Annotated in this window: 18 protein-coding genes; 14 read left to right on the forward strand and 4 right to left on the reverse strand. The window is 44.2% G+C overall.

Going from position 1 to position 24,273, the window contains the following annotated elements; genetic code table 11:
* Positions 1-17: 17 nt before the first annotated feature.
* From moaCB to FTV48_RS09520, 6 genes are all read left to right on the forward strand, one after another.
* The gene (gene moaCB / locus FTV48_RS09495) at positions 18-941 is read left to right on the forward strand and encodes a bifunctional molybdenum cofactor biosynthesis protein MoaC/MoaB (protein WP_180000130.1); all 924 of its coding nucleotides are present in this window, start codon (positions 18-20) and stop codon (positions 939-941) included.
* Entirely contained in the window at positions 938-2,179 is a 1,242-nt protein-coding gene (locus FTV48_RS09500; protein ID WP_180000132.1) for a molybdopterin molybdotransferase MoeA, read from the forward strand. The genes moaCB and FTV48_RS09500 overlap by 4 nt, the downstream gene beginning before the upstream one ends.
* 47 nt (positions 2,180-2,226) lie before the next feature.
* Entirely contained in the window at positions 2,227-2,991 is a 765-nt protein-coding gene (gene modA / locus FTV48_RS09505; RefSeq protein WP_005170862.1) for a molybdate ABC transporter substrate-binding protein, read from the forward strand.
* A gap of 6 nt (positions 2,992-2,997) precedes the next feature.
* Positions 2,998-3,681, forward strand: coding sequence for a molybdate ABC transporter permease subunit (modB, locus tag FTV48_RS09510; protein WP_034609008.1), 684 nt, complete (start codon positions 2,998-3,000; stop codon positions 3,679-3,681).
* A 1-nt stretch (position 3,682) separates the two neighbouring features.
* Positions 3,683-4,324 (forward strand): ATP-binding cassette domain-containing protein, encoded by a 642-nt coding sequence (locus tag FTV48_RS09515; RefSeq protein ID WP_005096928.1) that lies wholly within the window; start codon positions 3,683-3,685, stop codon positions 4,322-4,324.
* 330 nt (positions 4,325-4,654) lie between these two features.
* Positions 4,655-6,004: an MFS transporter gene (locus FTV48_RS09520; RefSeq protein ID WP_005170866.1), complete on the forward strand. Its 1,350-nt coding sequence runs from the start codon at positions 4,655-4,657 to the stop codon at positions 6,002-6,004.
* 302 nt (positions 6,005-6,306) lie between these two features.
* On the opposite strand, the gene cynS is transcribed toward FTV48_RS09520, so the two are convergent.
* The gene (cynS, locus tag FTV48_RS09525) at positions 6,307-6,756 is read right to left on the reverse strand and encodes a cyanase (RefSeq protein ID WP_180000134.1); all 450 of its coding nucleotides are present in this window, start codon (positions 6,754-6,756) and stop codon (positions 6,307-6,309) included.
* Between the two features lie 286 nt (positions 6,757-7,042).
* Here cynS and FTV48_RS09530 point away from each other — a divergent pair, with 286 nt between their 5' ends.
* From FTV48_RS09530 to FTV48_RS09540, 3 genes are all read left to right on the forward strand, one after another.
* Positions 7,043-7,852 (forward strand): formate/nitrite transporter family protein, encoded by an 810-nt coding sequence (locus FTV48_RS09530; protein ID WP_005170868.1) that lies wholly within the window; start codon positions 7,043-7,045, stop codon positions 7,850-7,852.
* A 65-nt stretch (positions 7,853-7,917) separates the two neighbouring features.
* Positions 7,918-9,648, forward strand: a complete 1,731-nt coding sequence (locus tag FTV48_RS09535; RefSeq protein WP_180000135.1) for a bifunctional protein-serine/threonine kinase/phosphatase — start codon at positions 7,918-7,920, stop codon at positions 9,646-9,648.
* A 688-nt stretch (positions 9,649-10,336) separates the two neighbouring features.
* Positions 10,337-12,496, forward strand: a complete 2,160-nt coding sequence (locus tag FTV48_RS09540; RefSeq protein ID WP_180000147.1) for a TonB-dependent receptor domain-containing protein — start codon at positions 10,337-10,339, stop codon at positions 12,494-12,496.
* A gap of 75 nt (positions 12,497-12,571) precedes the next feature.
* Here the strand turns inward: FTV48_RS09540 and FTV48_RS09545 are convergent, their stop codons facing one another.
* Entirely contained in the window at positions 12,572-13,180 is a 609-nt protein-coding gene (locus FTV48_RS09545) for a MarC family protein (protein WP_180000137.1), read from the reverse strand.
* Between the two features lie 30 nt (positions 13,181-13,210).
* The gene (locus FTV48_RS09550; RefSeq protein WP_074382767.1) at positions 13,211-15,247 is read right to left on the reverse strand and encodes a choline transporter; all 2,037 of its coding nucleotides are present in this window, start codon (positions 15,245-15,247) and stop codon (positions 13,211-13,213) included.
* 260 nt (positions 15,248-15,507) lie between these two features.
* Between FTV48_RS09550 and betI the strand changes: the two genes are divergently transcribed.
* The 5 genes from betI (at position 15,508) to FTV48_RS09575 (ending at position 22,750) form a co-directional block, all read left to right on the forward strand.
* Positions 15,508-16,095, forward strand: a complete 588-nt coding sequence (gene betI, locus FTV48_RS09555; RefSeq protein WP_005170886.1) for a transcriptional regulator BetI — start codon at positions 15,508-15,510, stop codon at positions 16,093-16,095.
* Positions 16,096-16,109: 14 nt separating this feature from the next.
* Positions 16,110-17,585, forward strand: a complete 1,476-nt coding sequence (gene betB, locus FTV48_RS09560; protein WP_100535113.1) for a betaine-aldehyde dehydrogenase — start codon at positions 16,110-16,112, stop codon at positions 17,583-17,585.
* A gap of 15 nt (positions 17,586-17,600) precedes the next feature.
* Complete coding sequence (gene betA / locus FTV48_RS09565; protein ID WP_100354824.1) at positions 17,601-19,268, forward strand: choline dehydrogenase; 1,668 nt, start codon at positions 17,601-17,603, stop codon at positions 19,266-19,268.
* Between the two features lie 147 nt (positions 19,269-19,415).
* Positions 19,416-20,186, forward strand: a complete 771-nt coding sequence (locus FTV48_RS09570) for a hypothetical protein (RefSeq protein WP_180000139.1) — start codon at positions 19,416-19,418, stop codon at positions 20,184-20,186.
* A 365-nt stretch (positions 20,187-20,551) separates the two neighbouring features.
* Positions 20,552-22,750, forward strand: a complete 2,199-nt coding sequence (locus FTV48_RS09575) for an OsmC domain/YcaO domain-containing protein (protein ID WP_100354826.1) — start codon at positions 20,552-20,554, stop codon at positions 22,748-22,750.
* A 300-nt stretch (positions 22,751-23,050) separates the two neighbouring features.
* Here FTV48_RS09575 and FTV48_RS09580 read toward each other — a convergent pair.
* Positions 23,051-24,273: electron transfer flavoprotein-ubiquinone oxidoreductase (locus tag FTV48_RS09580; protein ID WP_180000141.1), on the reverse strand; the 1,223-nt coding region annotated here is incomplete at its 5' end.

Consider the following 24,273-nt stretch of genomic DNA (forward strand, 5'->3'; position numbering starts at 1 on the left):
TTAGCCTGGGATGAATCATGAAAAATGTAGGGATGAAAGCAGAAAGTTACCGTACAGCAATTGCCACTGGAATCCTGCATGCACCGCCACATTGCATTGAGCTGCTACGTAATGGCAATACTGAAAAAGGGGATGCCCTGAAAACAGCACGCATTGCCGGCATTCTAGGTGCCAAACGGACCGATGAGCTGATTCCATTGTGCCATCCATTACCGATTTATCGTGCCGATGTGGAATATGAACTGTGTGATGCACATGTCGAAATTATTGCTACTGTTGAAACCATTGGACCCACTGGTGTGGAAATGGAAGCTTTGACAGCGGTCAGTCTGGCAGGTCTGACCTTGTATGACATGCTGAAGCCGCATTGTGAACCGGAAGATTTGTCGCTGGATCAATGCAGGTTGCAGCAGAAAAAAGGCGGAAAATCACATTTTACCCGGGTACTTAAAGAGAGTCTGTCCGCTTCGGTTATTGTGCTGTCCGATACGGTTGCAGCAGGCAAAAAGCCGGACACTGCCGGGCAAAACGTACTGGAAATTTTAAAAGAAGCCAGTTTTGGTCCTATAAGTTATCAAGTTATTTCCGATAGCCCAGAACAGCTCTTGACCCTGATTGAACAGCAGAAAAATCAGTATCCGCTGATTCTAACTGTGGGCGGTACTGGATTGGGTCCTAAAGACCTGACAGTCGAAACCTTGCAACCTTTGCTGCAACGGGAAATCCCCGGCTTGATGGAAGCTTCGCGTAGTTTTGGGCAAAAACGTACCCCTTATGCGGCATTAAGTCGTGGCGTGGCTGGCTATATTGAGAACAGTCTGGTGATGACCCTGCCGGGAAGTCGGCAGGGGGCGAAAGAATCCCTGATCGCGGTACTTCCTGCGTTAGTGCACTTGTTTGATGTACAAAAAAATATTCCACATTCGGGAGGCTATCAATGAATCAGGCAATATCGCATTCAGCCTGCGGTGCTGAGCCGGGACTGATTTCTGTTGATCAGGCACTACAGATGATACTTGAGCAGACGAATGTCTTGGCAACTGAAAGCCTGCCGCTTGTTCAGACTCTGAATCGCTATCTGGCAAAAGCGATTGATTCGGCTATTCCATTGCCGCTGTTTTCACAAAGTGCTGTAGATGGCTATGCGCTTTGTAGTGCAGAAAATGTTAGTGCTCACAGCACTTTTGAACTCATTGGAGAGATTCGGGCAGGGCAAAGTACTGAAATTGAACTGCGGCCAGGTCAGGCGGTCCGGATTTTTACCGGTGCCAGGATTCCAGCAGGAACTACAACGGTCGCCCGTCAGGAAATTGTCAAATGCCATGCCAATCAAATCATTATTACAACAGACCTAAAGCCTCATACGGATATACGTGATGCAGGCGAGGAAATCGCACAAGGGCAGCGTCTGGCAGATGCAGGTCAAAAACTGCATGTAGGTGCAATTGCAGCTTTGAGCATGGCAGGCGTAAAGCAGGTTTCAGTCTATCGTTATCCTAAAATTGCTGTTGTGATTACTGGAGATGAAGTCGCTTCCAGCATTGAAGACCTGAATTCCGGAAAAATCTTTGACGCCAATGCTCCACTGATTCAGGCCTGGTTTCAATCACAGGGTCAAAACGTAGATATTCTGCATGTTTCAGATAATGAGTATGAGCTGCAAACGTTAATACATCGTCTTAAAAACCAATACGACTTCATATTGACCACAGGCGGGGTTTCGGTGGGTGATTATGATTTCATTCGTCCTGTTGCCCTGGAGCAGGGTTTTGAGCAGATTTTCTGGAAAGTGAAGCAGAAGCCCGGAAAACCGATGTTATTTGCCAAGTATCGTCGAGATGATCAAGGTTACTGTTATCTCTTGGGTTTGCCGGGAAATCCGGCTGCCGTGTATGTCGGGATGCAAATCTATACGGCAACTTTACTGAATGCCTTACAAGGGCAAAAGCAGTCACCTGCATGGCTTAGTGCGGTAATGACGCATGACTTGAAAGCGGATGCACGTGAACGCTTTTTAAGAATGGCTGCCGAATTTGATCAGGGCACTTTAAAGCTCAAGAGCCTGGCAAAACAACAGTCGCATATGTTGAGTAATCTGATGCAGGCCAACTGTCTGGTCCGTATTCCGGCAGGAACAGAAATCCAGGCTGGGCAAGTGGTACAGGGTTTGCTGATTTGAAATGCCTGTCGCAATTCTCAATATTCAAGCCACGCAGAATGAGAAAGATGGATTTATTCAAAGTTCTACTCACTGGCATGCTGTTGACTAGCCCCATTCTGCATGCCGAGAAAGTTAAAATATATGCTGCAGCAAGCCTGACCAATGCGATTACTGATATTTCCAGATTATATGAGCAACAGCATCGGGACATCCAGATCGTTCCGGTTTTTGCTGCGTCTTCGGTATTGGCCAAACAAATTGCAGCGGGAGCCAGCAGTGATCTATTTTTCTCTGCAGACCTGCACTGGATGAATGATTTGATCAAGAAACAAAAAATTCAGATCGGTCAGATTCGACCTTTGCTTTTAAATGAACTGGTATTGATTAGTCCAGTTCAGCAAAAAAATCATTTTAAAATGTCAGCCAACTTTAATTTTGCTCAGGCCTTTCAAGGTTATTTATGTACCGGACAAATGGAATCGGTGCCTGCCGGGAAATATGCCCAGCAAAGCTTAACCCGGCTGGGCTGGTTGAATCCGCTTCGGGGCAGAATAGTCGGTACGGATAGCGTTCGTTCAACTCTCGCATTTGTAGAACGTGGCGAATGTCAGGTCGGCATTGTCTATAGAACCGATGCCTTGATGAGTAAAAAAGTCAGAATTTCGGGAGTATTTCCAGCCAGTACACATCGTCCGATTGTGTATCCGATTGCTTTAACCCGGCAAGGCCAGAAAAATCAGGCAGCAATCCAATTTTCTGAATTTATCCAGACGAGTCCAAGGGCCAGGCAGATTTTCCAGAAATATGGTTTTAAGCTCAAGGTTCCATAACTGATGATGCTTACACCAGAAGAATTGAATGCCTTGATGCTTTCAGCCAAAGTGGCGGGCTTTGCCACAGCAGTGTGCCTGCCATTTGCCATTACCGTGGCATGGTTGCTGGCACGTTATGAATTCAGGGCCAAATTTCTCGTAGAGGCAATATTGCAGATGCCTATGGTGCTACCGCCGGTAGTACTGGGCTATCTTCTGCTCCTGCTATTTGGTCATCAGGGTATGCTGGGGCAATATCTACATAAATGGGGAATTCAGCTGATATTTAACTGGAAAGGTGCGGTACTGGCAGCAATGATTGTGGCATTTCCTTTAATGGTTCAACCAATTCGCTTGTCTTTTCAAATGATCAACCGGCAGTTAGAACAGGTGGCAGGATCTTTGGGCGCCACACCATGGCGGGTATTCTGTAGCATTAGCCTGCCTCTGGCTTTGCCTGGAATTTTAATCGGCAGCATTTTATGTTTCAGCCGCAGTCTGGGAGAATTTGGTGCCACGATTACCTTTGTTGGCAATATTCCAGAAGAAACCCGTACCATTCCCATCGCCATTTATAGCCTGTTACAACAGCCTGATGGAGAAAGTATGGCTATGCGTTTGGTCATTTTATCTTTGATTCTGGCTTTTTCAGCCTTGATTGCAAATTACTGGATCATGCAGAAGTATCAACGTAAATTGGAGGGCTAAGATGCTGAAGTGTGATTTTCAGTTTAATTACGCAAATTTCCAGCTACAGGCCAGTCTGGATATGCAGACACAATTGATTGGTATTGTGGGAGCCTCAGGAAGTGGGAAAAGCACCTTTTTAAAAAATATTGCAGGGCTATTAAAACCATCACAAGGCTTTATTCATTTTCAGCAAAAAATATTATTTGATCATCAGCAGAAACTGAATATTCCTGTTCATCAAAGAAAAATTGCCCTGATTTTTCAGCAAGCCCTACTGTTTCCGCATCTGAATGTCATGCAGAATTTGAAATATGCAGAACAGCTAAATATAAAAAATAAAGGTCAGCAGAAATTTACGTTTGAAGACATTGTGGAGTTACTCGAATTAAAGCCACTACTTCGGCATCGGGCGCATCAGCTTTCTGGTGGACAGGCACAGCGCGTTTCTATCGGTCGTGCACTTTTATCTTCTCCCGACCTATTACTTTTGGATGAGCCTTTAAATGGACTGGATCAAAAGCTGAAAAACCAGATTTTACCTTTTCTGAAAATTGTGATTCATCAAACAGATTTACCCATGATTTATGTGACTCATCATGTAGATGAAGTGGCGTATTTACAGGCACAACTGCTGCATTTTGAAAAGGGAAAAATTATTTGATCCAGCCCTGCACCGATTTAAACCAGCAATGACTCCGGGCAGGTCATCCTATCGCTGTTTTGCTCATAATTTCTCAGAAGATATCTATTTTTCTCTCTATTTTTAAGAAAGAAAAGTCTAAATTTGAAAGTGAAATAAAAATTATTTTATATAAAAGAATAGTTTATTTTATGTTAAAAATAATCTGGCATGACCTATGCATATATCTAATTAAAGTCAAAGAAGACTCTACATTTGTATGACGGCCAATGACGTCCGTTCTGATCGTTACTGATATGCCTTGTGCATCACAGTGACTTAAATACGTTCAGTTCTGGTAAGGAAATGGCTATGTCTTCAAATACAAGTCTCAATAAAGCAACAAAAATAAGTCTATTTAACTTCAGTAGTTCAGCGATGCGGGCCTTCCATATGAGTTGGCTCGCTTTTTTTGTCTGTTTCTTTGCGTGGTTTGCCTGTGCACCGTTAATGCCAGTGATTGCCGGTGAATTCAGCCTGACCAAAGAGCAGATCGCCAATATCAATATTGCCGCAGTCGCCATTACAATTCTGGTGCGTCTGATCGTGGGGCCGTTGTGTGATAAATACGGTCCGCGTAAAACCTATACCGCCTTACTGATTATTGGCAGTATTCCGGTGTTTGGTGTGGCGTCGGCCAACAGTTATGAATCTTTCTTGTTTTTCCGTTTATTGATTGGCGCCATCGGTGCCAGCTTCGTGATTACTCAATATCATACCAGTATCATGTTTGCGCCAAATGTGGTGGGAACGGCAAATGCAACTACAGCAGGTTGGGGGAATGCCGGTGGCGGTGCGACTCAAGCCCTGATGCCTTTAATGCTGGCTGCTTTGGTGATGTTCGGTGTAGAACAGGCAATGGGATGGAGAATTGCACTTCTGGTTCCGGGTATTCTAATGATCATTGTCGGTGTACTGTACTGGAAATTCACCCAAGACTGTCCACAAGGCAATTTTAAAGAACTCCGTGCTGAAGGTATTTCTGTTGGTAGCGATAAAAAAGGCGGCCTTGCAATCTTGATGCATGCCGCACGTAACTACCGTGTGTGGATTTTGTTTGGAGCTTATGCAGCCTGTTTTGGTATTGAAATTTTCATCCATAACATTATTGCCTTGTACTTTGTCGACAACTTCCAGTTTGGCCTAAAAGAAGCAGGCATGGCTGCCGGGATTTTTGGTTTACTGGCATTGTTTGCCCGTGCCTTGGGTGGCATTGTTTCAGACAAAGTTGCGATTCAAAAAGGTCTGGATGGTCGAACCAAAGTCCTGTTTGCCTTGATCATGCTGGAAGGTCTGTTTCTTATTCTGTTTTCGCAAATGAACAGCGCGACCTTGGCTATTATGGCTATGACCATCTTTGCCTTGTTTACCCATATGGCATGTGGCGCTACCTATGCACTGGTGCCTTTTATCGACCGTGATGCCTTGGGCGGTGTGGCCGGTATTATTGGAGCAGGTGGCAATGTCGGCGCGGTGGCTGCGGGTTTCCTGTTAAAAGGCATGCTGGATATTCAAACCACTTTGATGGTACTGGGTGGCTTGGTGGTGATTGCTGCAAGTTGTGTGTTGATGATCCGTTTCTCTGTCGAGCATAAAGAAAAAGAACAGCGTTTATATGAACAGGCCGTGACTGAACGTCATCTGGCGGAAGTACAGCAATAACACAACACGCCCTGATATAAAATGAATTGACAAAAAGGATAGCAATATCCTTTTTGTTGTTTTTGCTAACGCAATAATAAAATGATGAGCTATATATTCAGGATAGGAAAATATTATTTAAAAAGTACAGAATGGTTGAATTTATCGAATAAAAGTAAAATCATTTATAGTTTATATGTTTAATTTGAGATGAAAAAATTATATATATTTTAATAATGATTTTTAAAAAAATAAATGAATTTAATAAGTGTAGATAAAATAAAAGCCATTTTAATAATGGCTTTTATGCTTATGGTGGAGGATTAATAAGTTTTATAAGGTAAAAACTTTCCGGATAATACGACATTCACCCGATCTCCGTTTGGATTATTCTCACGTTGAATATCCATATTGAAATCAATTGCACTCATAATTCCATCACCAAATTCTTCATGGATCAGTTCTTTAATAGTCATACCATAGACGCTGACAACCTCATACCAGCGATAAATCAGCGGATCTGTCGGCACGCTAGTTGGCAGAGAACCTTTATAGGGTATGATTTGCAACCAGGCGATGGCTTCATCAGTCAATCCAAATATTTCACCAATTTTTTTTGCCTGTTCTTTATTAAAAGCCATCTGACCCAAACATGCGGCTGTCACCCATTCTTTAGAAAGGCCTATTGTTTCAGCGACATCTGCCCATTTGATAGACTTTAAAACTTTCGCTGAAATAATCATGTCTGTCACTTGTTGACGATGGCTAATCATAATCTTCTCCAATAGCTATATTTAAAAAATGACCGCTATAGATAATGCAGAGATTGTGCCAATATAATTATAAGGATGAAATTTTAAAATAATTTATAGGATTTTTATTAGCCATTTAAAATAAATGGCATGCTATTTGCTTTTATCTATATTAAATATGGCAACGGCGCCATGACACAATTGATCTGTTTGAATAATGCAAGGCAAAGACGCCTAGGGTTGAAATAGACCTTAGGCGTTTTTTATTTGCAAACAGGCAAGTAATTTATATAAAGGGGATAAAAATATGGCTTATCTTGCTCCTGCAGAGTTTGCAAAAAAAGTAGTCGATGCTGGTGAAGCAAAACTGCATATGGCCACACGTGATGTTGTAATTCGTGCATTTATGGCCGGTGCGATTCTGGCGCTGGCAGCAGTATTTGCGGTGACGATTGCTGTACAGACAGGGGTGCCGCTGATCGGTGCACTGTTATTTCCAGTCGGGTTTTGCATGTTATATCTATTGGGCTATGACCTGCTGACCGGGGTATTTGTATTGACTCCTTTGGCTTGGCTAGACAAACGTCCAGGGGTGACATGGGCGCGTATTTTAAAAAACTGGGGTCTGGTGTTTTTAGGCAATTTTATTGGATGTTTAACCGTTGCAATCTTGATGGCTGCGGTCTATACCATGGGTTTCGCAGCTGAACCAAACGAAGTCGGCGTGAAAATTGCTCATATTGGTGAAGACCGGACTTTGGGTTATGCCGAATATGGCTTTGCTGGCTGGATGACCATCTTTATACGCGGCATGCTGTGTAACTGGATGGTGTCACTTGGTGTGATTGGCGCCATGATGTCAACAACTGTAAGTGGAAAATTCATTGCCATGTGGATGCCGATCATGCTGTTCTTTGCCATGGGATTTGAGCATTCTGTCGTGAATATGTTCCTGTTCCCATTTGCCATGATGATGGGCGGTGATTTCTCGATTACAGACTATTTCTTGTGGAATGAATTACCGGTAGTGCTGGGTAACTTGGTTGGTGGTTTAGCTTTAACTGGTCTGGCGCTGTATACCACGCATGTCCGTACAGGTGATAAAAAAGAATTTTAATTTGAGCATGATATTTATGTCTTGAAATTGAAGGGATCGATTCGATCCCTTTTCGAGTGTCTACAATGAATAAAAAATTAAAAATCAGTATCGGACAATATTCTTCCGCCGGAATCAAAGCACAAAATCAGGATTTTTATGGCATTTATATTCCTGAAGGCCATGCGCTGAGCAGCAAAGGTATTGCCTGTGCCATTGCAGACGGGATTAGCAGCAGCAATGTCAGCCATATTGCGGCAGAAACGGCGGTCAGTAGTTTTTTATCCGATTATTATTCAACTTCGGATGCATGGAGTACCCAAACTTCAGCTGCTCGGGTGATTCGTGCGACCAACTCTTGGCTGTATGCGCAAACCCAACAGAGTCAGGGACGTTTTGATAAAGATCATGGTTATGTCTGCACCTTGAGTGCACTGATTTTGAAACAAAACAGGGCACATATTTTTCATGCAGGTGATGGCCGTGTTTATCGCATTCAAGCCCAAAGCATTGAACAGCTGACCATTGATCATCGGGTTCGTTTATCTTCAACCGAGCATTATTTAAGTCGTGCTTTAGGTGTAGATCATCGGATTGAAGTCGATTATCAACAACTTGAATTATGTGAAGATGATTTGTTTCTCTTGATGACCGATGGTGTCTATGAATTTATCGATATACAGCAGATCTCGGATATGCTGCAGCAAAAACAAAATCTGGATACTATTGCCCAATCTATCGTCGAACTGGCCTTAAAGCGCGGCAGCGATGACAATCTCACCATTCAAATCATCCGAATTGATGCATTAGCTCAAGAGAAAAGCTTTCAGATTCAGGAAAATATTTTATTTCCACAGCAACTCAGTCATGGTGATTTGTTTGAAGGTTATCGCATTCATAAAATCCTGCACCAAAATCATCGCAGTAGCCTTTATTTGGCGCAGGATGCAGCCACACAAGCTCAGCTGGTCATTAAAACCTTGTCTGTCGATTTGCAGGATGACCTGAAAGCAGTGGAACAATTCCAGCTGGAAGACTGGGTATCCAAGCGTTTAAAACATGAAAACCTGATGCACTACTATCCGCATACAGGCAGTAAAAAGTTTTTATTTCAAAGTTATGAATACTTGCAAGGGGAAAGCTTAAACCGATGGCTACATCGTCAAAAAACTGCTTTAAGTTTAAAACAACTGATTCCGATTATTGAACAGGTGGCCAAAGCACTGAATGCCATGCATCGACTTGAAATGCTGCATCAGGATGTACGGCCAGAAAATGTCATGCTGCTTGAACCGATTGATGCTTTGAAAGTAAAACTGATTGATTATGGATCGACGGCAGTTAGAGGGCTGGTCGAACTGAATCCTAAACATGCAGATGTGCCTTTGGGAACGTTGGCATTTATGGCACCAGAGTATTTTATAGGGCGCTCACCCTCGGTAAAATCAGATCAGTTTTCACTGGCAGTGATGAGCTATTATTTATTGACCCGGCAATTGCCTTATGGGACAGAGCTGGCGCGCTGCAAGACCGAAAAAAAATTAAAAAAGGTACGCTATCATTCACTGTCTGAATATCGTCCGGATTTGCCCAAGGGTTTGGATGCGATTTTTAAAAAAGCACTGTCAATTCGTCCAGAGCAACGTTATGAGGCACTTTCAGCATTTATCTATAACTTGAAACAGCCTGATCTTGAATTAAAAAAATCTGTTTCACGTCCTGTGATTGAGCGTCATCCCCTGACATTCTGGAAATGCTGCACCGCGATTCTGTTTATCTTATTACTCTTGGTCTTTTCCCTATATTTTACAAAATAAAGCTCTTTAATAGGCTATTCAATTATATTTTTTGAATTGTCAGCAGCAAGTTCGGGAATGTTTGGCATATTATTCAGTCCAAATATCTGCTTATTCTATGTGCAGGTTTTAATGAAACAGTTGCTGTTTGCATCACTTTATGTTCACGCGGTTTTCACCCTTTTTCTGCTCAATGAGTGAATAATTTTTGAATATGAGTCAGGTTGAGTCTGATCCAAAATTTATCCTTTAGCCCAGATCCAAGACCCAGTGCTCAGTAATTTTCTCAAAATATATAAACGACTGTGGGCTCGATCCAAGACGATGCTATGAGCTAATTCAAATCGATATGCTACTCAATTTCAGTGAGCTTTGAATATGAAGTAACTGGTTTAGTCCACTATGAATTTAACGCAGTATTACATTATGCCAACTGGAAATACATGTGTGCAGAATTAAATAGCATATTATTTAATATCAAATACTTAATTATTAAGTTCTTGGAACTTGTGAGGATGTGGTGGCTATCTTGCAAGTTGTATAATCAAAAAATACCAAAATTACATCAAAAAATATACGCTGATCAGTCAGTTTTTTGGCAGAAAATAATGCCTTGATTCGGCATTGTTCATTTATGCTACAGCATAATTTTTAAAACCAGAATCCCTCTAGGATTAGGATCATGTATACAGGATTGTATAAACCCGATATGAGCACGAGAACAATTCCGCTGAACAAAAAACCGCTAAGCTTGATGATCCTTTCAGTTCTTTCCAGTGCTGTCTATGCTGAAACATCTCGCAGCCAGCATCCTGTGCAACAACTCAACACCATCGTGGTCAGTGCTGAACAGACAGATCCGCAGCAGCAATACCAGACCGAGCTTGCGCAAACCTCAGGTGGAACCAATTTTATTTCAGCCCAGCAGCTTGAACATCAACATATTGCAAATAATGCCGATGTATTTCGTCTGCAACCCGGTATCTATGCTCAATCCCCGGGCAATGAAGGCGCCAAAGTGTCTATCCGTGGCTCGGGTATTAACCGGACATCAGGTGCGCATGCCTCTGGTACCTTTGTGCTGATTGATGACATTCCATTTACCGGGCCGGGCGGCACCGCTTATGAATTACTAGAGCCTTGGTGGATTGATCATGTTGGCGTCTATCGCGGTGCAAACGGTTTTAAACAGGGGGCGCTGGCGCTAGGCGGAGCGATTAACTATAAAAGCAAGACTGGTGCCGAGCAGAATGGTTCTGAACTGAAGTATGAGGCAGGCAGTCATGGTTATCAAAAATATCAGTTCAGTACCGGCCGTAAACTGGATCAGCTGGATTATTATCTGGCGCTAACAGGTAACCAGTTTGACGGAATTCAGGATCATGCCAAAGGTGATGGCAAAGGCCTGGCTTTTAATCTCGGCTACCAGATTAGCCCGGACATTGAAACCCGTTTTTATGCCCGTTACCGCGAAAGCAAACATCTGACACCGGGGCGTATTAGGCAAGAACAATTAAAAAACAATCCTGAAGTAGCTGATCCTAATTTTGTAGGAATTGATGCCAAACGTATCCAGCCGGGCAGTACCTGGCTCGCCAACACCACCACCTGGAATTTACAGGATGATGCAAAATTGACTGCTAGTCTGGCATATCATCATTATCCGTTAGACTTACGTGAAAGTCGCTATCGTACCAATGTCGATTATGAAGATATTACTGCACGTATTCAGTATGAAAAGCCCTATCAATTGTTAGGTCTGGAACATCAGGGGCGTATTGCCTTACGCAGTACCACCCATCGTCCAAACAGTGGTGTAACGGAAACTTTAAGATTTAATACAGAAATTGGTAATCAAACATATCCGGCAGATACGGTCACACGCCGTTATACCTATCGTGGTTCAGACAATGTATTGCAATTTGATCAGCAGACGGCGCTCAATGACCAGCTCTCCCTAGATCTGGGGCTTGCAGCAGTCTATGCCCATCGTGAAAGTGAAGTGACTTATCCAGTTGCCAGTTCTAAGATCAATCAGTATGAGTGGGATTTTGCCCCACGTCTCGGGATGACTTATCAACCGAATGAGTCTGTGCAGTGGTTTGCCAATTTAAGCCGCAGCATTGAACCGGCTCATCCTTGGGCGATGGCATGGTCATCCCCCTATTATTTTGATGAAGGAATTGCTTCAGGTCGGGTACGTGCTCCGATTCAATTAAAAACCCAGACTGCAAATACATTGGAATTGGGTGGACGTGGCCAATCAGGCTTTGGCGATTGGGCGCTCAGCTATTATTATTCTAAAGTTAAAAATGAACTTTTAACGTCTGAAATGATTAAGGATTATGGAGAGGGTTCAAGCAAAAATGAAAGAATCAGTGTAGAAGCAAATGCCACACCAACCATTCATCAAGGCATCGAACTCAGTTTGGATACACCATTGCATGAATTTAAATATGGCGAATTACGCTTGCAACAGGCCTATACACTGAGCGATTTCCAATACAAAAATGATCCGCTGTTTGGCGAAAACCAGTTGCCGGGAATACCCAAACATTTGTATCAGGCACAGCTCAGTTATGCCATGCATAATGGTTTTTATATCGGCGTGAATACCGAATATGCGTCCAAAATGCCGCATGATTATGCCAATAGCCGCTTTAGTGATGATTACCAGATTTGGGGCATTGATCTCGGTTATGCACCAGAACACCAATCATGGAAAACCTGGATCAATTTCAAGAATATCACCGATGAAAAATATGCTGCTGTGGTGATTCCAGGTCTAAATGATCAAGGGAAGGATGTGGCGCGATCTTCGCCAGGCGAAGGATTCTCGACCTATGCTGGTGTGTCTTTCAAGTTTTAAACTTGAAACTGTTACAAGCGTAAAGAAAAGAGCGGAGATTAGTCCGCTCTTTTTTATATATGATTAATTCAACCATTAACTTTGGATAATTCCAGTCACGCCAGTGACAATCATATCAATCGCAATGGTACCGATCAGCAGTGCAGCAACACGCCCGACTATATCCACATATAAATCTATGTAGTTGGAATATTTATGCTGCAAATGATCATGCAGATATTTCATCAGAATCAGCAGGCTACAGGTCAAAAACAGGGTAAGAAAAATCACCAGCATGGTTTGCCATAAACTGAGCTGAATCCCGGTGATCACCGCCGCTGAAATGGTGCCCGGCCCAATCATAAAGGGCATGGCAATGGTGCCTGCCAGATGACTGGGCGCGCCGCGCATCACGCCAATGGTATCGGCGCCTTCAAAGACATAGCGATAACCAATCACCAGAAAAATGATACCGCCAAAAATCTGGAAAGATTCAAAGCGTACATGCAGCACTTCCTGAAAAAAGGCTTCACCAGTCTTGGCAAAAATGATAAAGACGATAAAACTGATCAGGCTGCCCTGAATCAATGCCATATTAAAGACTTTGGCCTCGGAATTACGGATAATTCCGAGCATATAAATACTCATCAAAAATGGATTGAGTAAAGAGAAGAACAGGGCAAAGGCATGTAAGCTTTCTGACATTATCGATTCCTTCTAGGGCCTTGGACGGTATTAATTTTCACGGTCTGGAAACAGCGGGCGTGTACCCGGACTGATACGGTTAATATGCAGATACATCATATGACGTTCATATTTATCCAGAATGTCGTTAATGACCTGTTCCTTGCTATAACCGACCAGATCATTGCCTTGCGAACCTTCAAACAGATAGCTTTCCAGACGATAGTAATAACGTTTGGCACGTTTCCCGCGCGAACTGAAGTTTGGGGTGTCATAACGCACCGGCCAGATTTCATAAACAAAATTTTCTTCTTCATCGAGCTGAATAATCAGATCCAGATGATAGAGTTCCGGTTCATCCTCTACCGGTTTTTCCTGTACATCAACATGCACACCTTTAGTGATGAGTTCGGCTGCAACAGCCTCGATAGCCGGTTTGCACACCTCATTTAGCATGCTTCGGGTCTGGGACAGGCTTGGATGTAACATCACCCGACTCAGCCGTTTTTTCCAGTTAAAGATGTCCACGTTTCCGACCACAGGTGCCGCATTCATACTGGTACTGGCCTGACGGAAATCTTCCAGACGCAGGGATTTATACAGGCCCGCCATGACAAAGAAAATCACAAAGCTAAAAGGCAGTCCCATAATAATGGTGGTGTTTTGCAAGGCTGTAACACCATTGGCCATCAGCATCGCCAAAGTCAGCAAGCCAATCGCAATGGCCCAGAAAATACTCAGCCAGCGCGGTGAATCATGCTCGATATTGGTAAATTTAGTGGTGAAATTCCCCAGTACCAAAGCGCCAGAATCCGCAGAAGTGACATAGAACAACAAACCGGTAATGGTTGCGATCCCTGCGATAAAGCTAAAGCCAGGATATTGCGCCAGCAAGTCATAGAAACCATGTGCCGGATTTTCCAGGACTGTGGTTGCCAGTTGAGTATTGCCATCAAACATGACGCTATGGAGTGCACTATTACCAAAAATAGATAACCAGGTCAGGGTAAATAATAGGGGAATAATCAAGGTGCCGGCGACAAACTCACGGATGGTTCGTCCACGTGAAATACGCGCCAGAAACAGCCCGACAAAAGGAGACCAGGCAATCCACCAGGCCCAGAAGAACAAGGTCCAGCTGTTCATCCATTCTTTAGGTTGCTCAAATGGAAAACTGGTTAAGGACAGCTTTGGAAACTGACTGATATAGTCACCAAAGTTCTGAATCAGGGCGGCCAGCAAGAATTCGGTATTGCCCATCATTAAAATAAACAGTAACAGGCCAATCGAGACATAAATATTAATTTCTGAAAGGACGCGAATGCCTTTATTGACACCGGATGCAACAGAAATAATGGTAATAATCACCGCGACTGCGATTAATCCGGTCTGTACCCACAGGTTTTCCGGTAAATCAAACAGCACATGCAGGCCGTAATTGAGCTGGACCACACCAATACCGCAGGTGGTCGCAATACCGAAAATCGTGCCGAGTACTGCCGCAGTATCGACCGTATGCCCAATCGGACCATGAATCTTTTTACCAAAAATCGGATAGAGTGCTGAACGGATGGTCAGTGGCAGGTTATAACGATAACTGAAATAGCCCAGGGCCACACCTATCAGTGCATACATGCTCCAGCCAGTTAAACCATAGTGGAACAGGGTCCAGACCATGGACTGGCGAGCCGCCTCGAAAGTCTGGCCTTCACCGACGGGTGGATTCATATAATGCGAGAGAGGTTCCGCCACCGAGAAGAACATCAGGTCAATCCCGATTCCGGCAGAAAACAACATGGCTGACCAGCTTAATAAACTAAATTCAGGCTTGGAATGTTTAGGCCCTAATTTAATTTCCCCATAACGTGAACAGGCAATAAAAATAATAAACACCAGATATAAGGTCGCAGCCAGCAGGTAATACCAGCTAAATGTAGCACTGACCCAGTTCAGAATATTGGTGATGACCAGATTGGCCTGTTGATTGAATAAAATCGTGACGAGAGAAAAAAGCAGAATAAGTGTTGCTGAAACATAAAACACCACTTTATTCAGACTATCCTGCACTTGTTCAGTTTTCTTTTGCATAAATCTGTGACCGTAGTTTTATTGTCATGTGATTTACAGCGCAGTTCGATTTGACACAGGGTTCGACACTTAAAGAGTCAAAGCCGAATCAATTACAAACATTTGCAAATCCAAAACAAACTGCGCTGTACATCTGAGGTTGCTAGGCACTATAATTTTTATTAATTGATCGTTCAATTAAAAAAACGTTTTTTAATGTTACCTCATTCTGCTATTGCAGCATGAGTCCGATTTATAGATTCGTTATTCAGGTTAGTCTTATGCCAAAAGTTGGTATGCAACCGATCCGCCGTCAACAGCTTATTGACGCGACCCTAGCTGCTGTAAATGAACTAGGTTTTGCAGAAACCTCAATCAGCCAGATTGCACAACGTGCCGGTGTTTCGACCGGCATCATAAGCCATTATTTTGGCGGGAAAAATGGCCTCATTGAAGCAACAATGCGTTATTTATTGCAGCAGTTAGGTAAAACCGTGGCAGAGATGCAGACCCAGGTGGATGCCACACCTGAGCAACGTTTGCTTGCCATTGTACGGGGTAATTTTGCTGCACCTCAAACCAATAAGGCCGCTATGAAAGTCTGGCTGGCATTTTGGGCGAGCAGCTTGCATCAACCGGACTTGCATCGGTTGCAACAGGTTAACCATTACCGCTTACATTCCAATCTCAAGCACGAATTTATGAAAGTGCTGTCCAAATCAGAAGCAGAAAAAGCGGCACAAGGGCTAGCTGCACTGATTGATGGTTTCTGGCTACGTGGAGCACTGATCAGTGGCGAGATTGATCCAGAAATGCCGATCGAACTGTGTAGCCAGTTTATCCAGCAGCAATTGAAATCACACAAATAGGCGAGGGAATTACAGTGACTACCTATCATTTACAGCGTCCTTATATTCACGGCCAATATGTCGATGCAACATCGCATCGCAGCTTTGAAAGCATCAACCCTGCAACTGGTGAGATCCTGGCGGAAATCCAGATCTGCAGCAAAGAAGACATTGATCGTGCCGTCGAATCTGCACAAAAAGGGCAGAAGGTCTGGGCTGCAATGACGGCGATCGAGCGCTCCCGGATTTTAAATAAAGCAGTCGCTATTTTACGCGAACGTAGTGATGAACTGGCGCGTATTGAAAGTCTCGACAGCGGTAAAGCCTGGAGTGAAACCTCTACGGTAGATATTGCGACTGGTGCAGATGTCCTCGAATATTATGCCGGCATCTTGCCAGCCCTCGAAGGACAGCAGATTCCACTGCGAGAGACTTCATTTATTTATACCCGTCGTGAGCCTTTGGGTGTTGTGGCCGGCATCGGGGCCTGGAATTATCCAATCCAGATTGCATTATGGAAATCTGCACCAGCACTGGCGGCAGGCAATGCCATGATTTTTAAGGCCAGTGAAACCACGCCTTTGACCGCACTGAAACTGGCTGAAATCTATACCGAAGCCGGTGTGCCGCACGGGGTATTTAATGTCGTGACTGGCAGTGGCGAGATTGGCGCTTATTTAACTGCACATCGGGATATTGCTAAAGTCTCGTTTACCGGTGGTGTTGCCACGGGTAAAAAAGTCATGGCGCAAGCCGCAGATTCCAGCCTGAAAGAAGTCACCATGGAACTCGGTGGGAAATCTCCCCTGATTATCTGTGAAGATGCCGATCTTGATCTTGCCGCTGACATTGCCATGATGGCCAATTTTTACAGCTCAGGTCAGGTCTGTACCAACGGCACCCGGGTATTCATTCCCTATACCTTAAAAGCGGCTTTTGAAGAAAAAATCTTGCAGCGTATTCCTCATATCCGTATAGGCGATCCGCTCGATCCGGAAACCAATTTTGGGCCAGTCTCTAGTTTTGCGCATATGCAGAAAGTACTGAAATTTATCGAGCAGGGCAAAATCGAAGGGGCACGATTACTTTGTGGTGGTGGCCGTGCCACACAAGGTGATTTGGCCAAAGGTGCCTACGTCTTGCCCACGGTATTTAGTGACTGCCGGGATGATATGAGTATCGTCCAGCATGAGATCTTTGGGCCTGTCATGAGCATTTTAAGCTATGACTCTGAAGAGGAAGTCATTCGCCGTGCCAATGCGACCGAGTACGGACTGGCTGCGGGTGTTGTCACGCCTGACCTTGCCCGTGCGCATCGTATCATTCATCAGATTGAAGCCGGAATTTGCTGGATAAATACCTGGGGCGAATCTCCAGCAGAAATGCCAGTCGGTGGTTATAAACACTCAGGAGTTGGACGTGAAAATGGCATTGTGACTTTGCAGCAATATACCCAGACCAAATCGGTTCAGGTGGAGTTGAGCCCATTCCAGTCCGTGTTTAGCGCATAAAGAGGGCCCAGCTTTATGAATTATGATTATATTATTATTGGGGCAGGCTCAGCCGGAAATGTGCTGGCTGCTCGATTGACTGAAGATCCGGACACCAAAGTCTTGCTGTTAGAGGCGGGCGGGCCGGATTATCGTCTGGATTTTAGAACCCAGATGCCGGCAGCCTTGGCTTATCCTTTACAGGGACGCCGTTATAACTGGGCCTATCTGACCGATCCTGAACCACATATGAATAATCGCCGCATGGAATGCGGACGTGGTAAAGGCCTTGGTGGCTCATCGCTGATTAATGGCATGTGTTATATCCGCGGCAATGCCATGGATCTGGAACAGTGGGCCAGCTTGAAAGGTCTGGAACACTGGAGCTATGCAGAATGTCTGCCCTATTATAAAAAGGCGGAAACACGCGATATTGGCGGCAATGACTATCATGGCGATGCAGGGCCAGTTTCAGTCGCAACACCAAAAAATGATAATAATGAGCTGTTTCATGCCATGATCGAAGCTGGTGTACAGGCCGGTTATCCACGAACGGACGATTTAAATGGCTATCAGCAGGAAGGCTTTGGCCCGATGGATCGTACCGTGACTCCGCAAGGCCGCCGTTCCAGTACCGCGCGCGGTTATCTGGATATGGCCAAAGGGCGCGACAATCTCACTATTATTACCCATGCCATGACCAATAGAATTCTGTTTAGCCAGAAGCAGGCGATTGGCGTGGAATATTTTGAAGGTCAAAATGCCTTACAACCCATTCAGGTCTTTGCCGATAAAGAAGTTCTGCTGTGTGCCGGGACGATTGCTTCCCCGCAAATTTTGCAGCGTTCAGGTGTGGGTCCTGCCGCATTATTAAAAAGTCTGGACATTCCGGTCGTTCAGGACTTGCCGGGTGTGGGCGAAAACTTGCAGGATCATCTGGAAATGTACCTGCAATACCAGTGTAAAAAACCGGTCAGTCTCTATCCCGCCTTAAAGTGGTATAACCAGCCGATGATTGGTGCTGAATGGTTATTTCTAGGCACAGGTATTGGTGCCAGTAATCAGTTTGAAGCAGGTGGCTTTATCCGCTCCTCCGACGAGTTCGACTGGCCCAATATCCAGTATCATTTCCTGCCGATTGCAATTAACTATAATGGAACCAATGCCATTCATGAGCATGGTTTTCAGGCGCATGTCGGTTCGATGCGTTCACCCTCCCGCGGGCGTATACAACTCAAATCCAAAGATCCGTTTGAGCATCCAAGTATTTTATTTAACTATATGAGTACCGAGCAGGATTGGCGCGAATTCCGGGATGCCATCCGGATTACCCGGGAAATTATGCACCAGCCAGCACTTGATCCTTATCGGGGTGAAGAAATCAGTCCGGGTCAAGCTGTACAGACAGATACCCAGATTGACGAGTTTGTGCGTAATCATGCTGAAACCGCATATCACCCATCTTCTAGCTGTAAAATGGGCGAGGATGATATGGCAGTTGTGGACGGTTATGGCCGGGTACATGAAATGCAGGGTCTCAGAGTCATTGATGCTTCCATCATGCCCTTAATTATTACCGGAAATTTGAATGCCACCACCATCATGATGGCCGAGAAACTGGCAGATCATATTCGGGGAAATCCGGCTTTAGCTGCATCGACTGCGCCGTTTTATCAGGCAGCTCGAGTCTCAAGCCAAGCTTGAAATTTCTATTTTACAGGTGGAAATAGGCATAAACTTATATTAATTATGCGTTAAAATAAGCTGTATATTTTGATATTAATCAATCTTTAAGTAGGGCTGCATCATGTGTTCAGCCCTTTTATTTACCTAAAAAGAATTTTATATTTTATGAGAATCTTAAATCAAACCTTGCTCTTCGGCTGTGTCACATTTTCCAGTATTTGTAGTTTTGCAAATGACGTTCAAAATACTCAAATACAAGCAAGTGGCAACCTGAGCGTGGTGTCTAAATATGTATCACGTGGTTTAAGCAATGCACCGGAAGACGATAATATTGCACTACAAGCAGGGTTGAATTTGGCCTATGGCAACTTTTATGTGGGCTATTGGGGTTCTACATTGGGTTATTCCTATGCTGAGGTGCAAGGACGCAAAGGGCATAGCACCGATAAATTCGAGCATGATTTTCTGGTCGGTTATACGCACAGCTCGGAACATTATGATTGGGATTTCTGGAATGCCACCTACTATTATCCAGGGGGCGAAAACACCACCGGTAATGAGTTGGGTTTAAATGTCAGCCGTATGCTGGATGAAAAAACCAGTATTGGCGCGAGCGTATCGACCTATCTTTATGATGTGGCCTATGCCAATCAGGGCGATACCTTTTATACGCTGAATCTGAACCATCAATTGAATGATCGTGTGAATGCCAGTCTGACTGCTGCAGGTAGCTATTTTAATGATGAAGGCAAATATGAAGGTGGAGAACTGGGCGATACCCAAAAACAGCATGCCTTCCGTTATGCGTCTGCTGGACTGAGTTATGCAATCTTGCCTCAATTAAGTGTGTCAGGCGAATATCTGCTGGGGGGCTATGACCGCTACGGTGACAAGCAGCGAAATCTGGCTTTATTCGGTTTAAGCTATGATTTTTAAGGCCTTAAAGCTTAGAAGATGAAATTATTGTTAATCTGTCTATACATATTTTAAAGCTACATCAGAAGCGCTCATTCGATATTAAAAGCAACACATGGATCGTCACAAATTTTAAATGTGTTGATTCATGTTGTTCCTATTTCTTAGCTTTATAGAAAATATCGCGGAAAAACTCACAAACGTTATCAATTTCATCAAATGACTCTATAATAGCGCCCATTCTTAAAGGGTTCGCCGTAGTCTCATGACTACGTTATTACCCTGATTTATTTTTAAGTCAAGTTCTCCTGCGTGATTCGGCTTGTACATTCAGATTCAGCATCTTATTTGTCCATGGCGGCACATAAGAACATTTAGGTGTCCACATGGAAATCAAGGTCAATTATCTCGACAATCTGCGCCAAGAAGCCAAATTTGATGACTTCACGGTGATTGCCGATCAACCGATTCGTTACAAAGGCGATGGTTCTGCACCCGGTCCATTCGATTATTTTCTGGCCTCATCGGCACTTTGTGCAGCTTACTTTGTCAAAGTATATTGTGCAGCACGTGATATTCCGACCGAAAATATTCGCCTGTCACAAAACAATATTGTCGATCCTGAAAACCGTTATAAACAGATTTTTAAAATTCAGGTTGAACTGCCAGCTGATATTTCAGAAAAAGACCGCCAGGGCATTTTACGTTCGATTGACCGTTGTACGGTCAAGAAAGTGATCCAGACTGGCCCTGAGTTTGTGATTGAAGAAGTCGAAAGCATTGATGCCGATGCGCAAGCCTTGTTAATGCCAAGTCTGGCCTCGGCAAACAGCACCTTCATTCCGGGCAAAGATCTGCCTTTGGAAGAAACCATTGCCAATATGTCTGCCATTCTGGCCGGTCTGGGCATGAAGATTGAAATCGCATCATGGCGCAACATCGTACCAAATGTATGGTCATTGCATATTCGTGATGCACAGTCGCCAATGTGCTTTACCAATGGTAAAGGGTCAACCAAGGAAAGTGCGCTGGCATCTGCACTGGGCGAGTTCATCGAGCGTCTGAACTGTAACTTCTTTTATAACGACCAGTTCTGGGGTGAAGACATTGCCAATGCAGAATTTGTACATTATCCAGATGAAAAATGGTTTAAGCCGGGTCCAAATGGCGAACTTCCACAGGAAGTCTTAGACGAATACACGCTTGAAATTTATGATCCTGAAGATGAACTTTTAGGTACTCATCTTTATGACACCAACTCGGGCAACACCGAACGCGGCATTTGTTCACTGCCATTTGTACGGCACTCTGATGGTGAAACTGTTTATTTCCCATCAAATCTGATTGAAAACCTTTACTTAAGTAACGGCATGAGTGCAGGGAATACCTTGCCTGAAGCTCAGGTGCAATGTCTGTCTGAAATCTTTGAACGTGCAGTCAAGCGTGAAATTATTGAAGGTGAACTGGCTTTACCAGATGTACCTGAACAGGTGCTGGCGAAATATCCAAAAATCGTTGAAGGTATTAAAGGTTTAGAGGAACAGGGCTTCCCGGTGCTGGTCAAAGATGCCTCATTAGGCGGTCAATTCCCGGTAATGTGTGTGACCTTGATGAACCCGCGTACCGGCGGTGTGTTTGCATCTTTTGGCGCGCATCCAAATTTTGAAGTGGCACTTGAACGCAGTCTGACTGAATTGCTGCAAGGTCGTAGCTTCGAAGGTCTGAATGACCTGCCGAAGCCAACTTTTAGCTCAAATGCCGTGACTGAACCGAACAACTATGTCGAACACTTTATCGATTCGAGCGGTGTGGTGTCTTGGCGTTTCTTTAGTGCCAAAGCAGATCATGAATTTGTGGAATGGGATTTCACCAACCATGGTCAAAACTCCAATGCAGATGAAGCTGCAGCTTTATTCGGCATTCTGGAAGAGCTCGGTCATGAAGCCTATATGGCGGTTTATCAACATTTAGGTGCAACGGCTTGTCGTATCCTGGTGCCAGGCTATTCTGAAATCTATCTGGTCGAAGATCTGATCTGGGACAATACCAACAAGGCTCTGGCATTCCGTGAAGATATCCTGAACTTGCATCGTCTGGATGAAGAACAGCTTGAGGCGCTGGTAGAGCGTCTGGAAGAATGTGAGCTGGATGACTATACCGAGATCAAAACCTTGATCGGGGTTGAATTCGATGAAAATACTGAATGGGGACAGCTTACTATTCTTGAGCTAAAACTCTTGATTTATATCGCTTTACAGCAATTTGAAGAAGCCAAGGATCTGGTTGAGCAGTTCTTGCAGTTCAATACCAATACCGTTGAACGTGGCCTGTTCTACCAATGCATGAATGTCGTGCTTGAAGTATTGCTCGATGATGATATGGAGCTGGAAGATTATGCACACAACTTCCGCCGTATGTTTGGTGATGAACGTATGGATGCGGTTATGGCTTCAGTTGAAGGCACGCTTCGTTTCCATGGCCTGACTGAAACCAGCATGAAGCTTGAAGGTCTGGATCGTCATTTACGCCTGATTGATAGCTATAAAAAACTGCATGCTGCGCGTGCCAAGTTTGTCGCAAAATAAATCAATTCCCTGAATGACTCAAATTTTAGTCGTTCAGGTCTGATTTTAAAATGGCTGATCCGGCTTCGGGTCAGCCATTTTTTCAGCACGACATAAACCAGATTATTTTCCTATCTCATTTCAATAGATAGAGTGATACAGGCTTATTTTGATTTACTTTAAAATTTATTAATCCCAGCTCTCGAGAGAACTGGGATTACCTAAAAAATTAAAGTGAAGAGTTAGTACGAACTGCTTCAAGATTGGGTAAGTGAATCAGAGAAATAGATATATTTTTTTAATTCACAAGAACTATCCAAATTACATATTTGGATAGTTTGGACCACCGCCACCTTCCGGTGTTACCCAGGTGATGTTCTGAGACGGATCTTTAATATCACAGGTCTTGCAGTGCACACAGTTGGCTGCATTGATCTGGAAACGCTTGGAACCGTCATTATTTTCCATGATTTCGTATACACCTGCCGGGCAGTAACGCTGTGCCGGCTCATCCCATTTCGGTAAGTTCACTTCCACCGGAATCGAAGCATCAGTCAGCTTTAAATGCGCAGGCTGGTTTTCTTCATGTACGGTATTGGATACAAATACTGAAGACAGACGGTCAAAGGTCAGCTTGCCATCCGGTTTAGGATAGTTCGGTTTAAACGTTTCAGCCGCCTGAGTTTTCAGTGCCGCATGGTCTTGTACCAGATCATGTAGGGTAAACGGTACTTTAAACACGTTCTGATCAATGAAGTTAAATGCACCACCGATCCATTGACCGAATTTATGCATTGCCGGGCCAAAGTTACGTGAGTTATATAACTCTTCTTTCAGCCAGCTTGCATCAAACTTGTCTTTATAGGCGGTCAGTTCTTTGACAAAGAAATCTTCGCCTTCAACTACACGCGCAACCGCCAGATCACCGCCTTTTTCCACACCAGCCGCAATCGCTTCAAATACCGCTTCGCCGCAGAGCATGCCGGACTTCATTGCCGTATGTGAACCTTTGATTTTGGCAAAGTTCAGGAAACCTGCATCATCACCAATTAAAGAGCCACCCGGGAAGGTAAATTTAGGCAGTGAGTTAAAGCCACCTTTGGTCACGGCACGTGCGCCATAAGAAATACGCTTGCCGCCTTCCAGATATTGTTTAATCAGAGGATGGGTTTTCCAGCGCTGCATTTCCATAAATGGATACATATGCGGATTGGTGTAGGACAGATCCACGATCATGCCCAAAGTCACCTGATTATTTTCAGCATGGTATAACCACCAGCCGCCACTCGAGCCGGTTTCATTGAGTGGCCAGCCGGCGCCGTGCATCACCAGACCCGGTTTGTGCTTGGCAGGATCAATCTCCCAGAGTTCTTTAATGCCGATCCCGTAATGCTGTGGATCTGCATCTTTGGCCAGGTTGAACTGTTCAATCAGACGTTTACCGAGGTGACCACGACAGCCTTCAGCAAAAATCGTATATTTGGCATGCAGTTCATAACCCGGAGTAAAGTTATGCGTCGGTTCGCCATCTTTACCAATGCCCA

This window comes from Acinetobacter sp. YH18001, assembly GCF_013416975.1.
In the GTDB taxonomy this organism is placed as follows: Bacteria; Pseudomonadota; Gammaproteobacteria; order Pseudomonadales; family Moraxellaceae; genus Acinetobacter; species Acinetobacter pseudolwoffii.

What these genes read in the sequence shown, in the direction of transcription:
- moaCB (WP_180000130.1), top strand. Translation starts at nt 18, where the DNA reads ATGAAAAATGTAGGGATGAAAGCAGAAAGTTACCGTACAGCAATTGCC.
- FTV48_RS09500 (WP_180000132.1), top strand. Translation starts at nt 938, where the DNA reads ATGAATCAGGCAATATCGCATTCAGCCTGCGGTGCTGAGCCGGGACTG.
- modA (WP_005170862.1), top strand. Translation starts at nt 2,227, where the DNA reads ATGGATTTATTCAAAGTTCTACTCACTGGCATGCTGTTGACTAGCCCC.
- modB (WP_034609008.1), top strand. Translation starts at nt 2,998, where the DNA reads ATGCTTACACCAGAAGAATTGAATGCCTTGATGCTTTCAGCCAAAGTG.
- FTV48_RS09515 (WP_005096928.1), top strand. Translation starts at nt 3,683, where the DNA reads ATGCTGAAGTGTGATTTTCAGTTTAATTACGCAAATTTCCAGCTACAG.
- FTV48_RS09520 (WP_005170866.1), top strand. Translation starts at nt 4,655, where the DNA reads ATGTCTTCAAATACAAGTCTCAATAAAGCAACAAAAATAAGTCTATTT.
- cynS (WP_180000134.1), bottom strand. Translation starts at nt 6,756, where the DNA reads ATGATTAGCCATCGTCAACAAGTGACAGACATGATTATTTCAGCGAAA.
- FTV48_RS09530 (WP_005170868.1), top strand. Translation starts at nt 7,043, where the DNA reads ATGGCTTATCTTGCTCCTGCAGAGTTTGCAAAAAAAGTAGTCGATGCT.
- FTV48_RS09535 (WP_180000135.1), top strand. Translation starts at nt 7,918, where the DNA reads ATGAATAAAAAATTAAAAATCAGTATCGGACAATATTCTTCCGCCGGA.
- FTV48_RS09540 (WP_180000147.1), top strand. Translation starts at nt 10,337, where the DNA reads ATGAGCACGAGAACAATTCCGCTGAACAAAAAACCGCTAAGCTTGATG.
- FTV48_RS09545 (WP_180000137.1), bottom strand. Translation starts at nt 13,180, where the DNA reads ATGTCAGAAAGCTTACATGCCTTTGCCCTGTTCTTCTCTTTACTCAAT.
- FTV48_RS09550 (WP_074382767.1), bottom strand. Translation starts at nt 15,247, where the DNA reads ATGCAAAAGAAAACTGAACAAGTGCAGGATAGTCTGAATAAAGTGGTG.
- betI (WP_005170886.1), top strand. Translation starts at nt 15,508, where the DNA reads ATGCCAAAAGTTGGTATGCAACCGATCCGCCGTCAACAGCTTATTGAC.
- betA (WP_100354824.1), top strand. Translation starts at nt 17,601, where the DNA reads ATGAATTATGATTATATTATTATTGGGGCAGGCTCAGCCGGAAATGTG.
- FTV48_RS09570 (WP_180000139.1), top strand. Translation starts at nt 19,416, where the DNA reads ATGAGAATCTTAAATCAAACCTTGCTCTTCGGCTGTGTCACATTTTCC.
- FTV48_RS09575 (WP_100354826.1), top strand. Translation starts at nt 20,552, where the DNA reads ATGGAAATCAAGGTCAATTATCTCGACAATCTGCGCCAAGAAGCCAAA.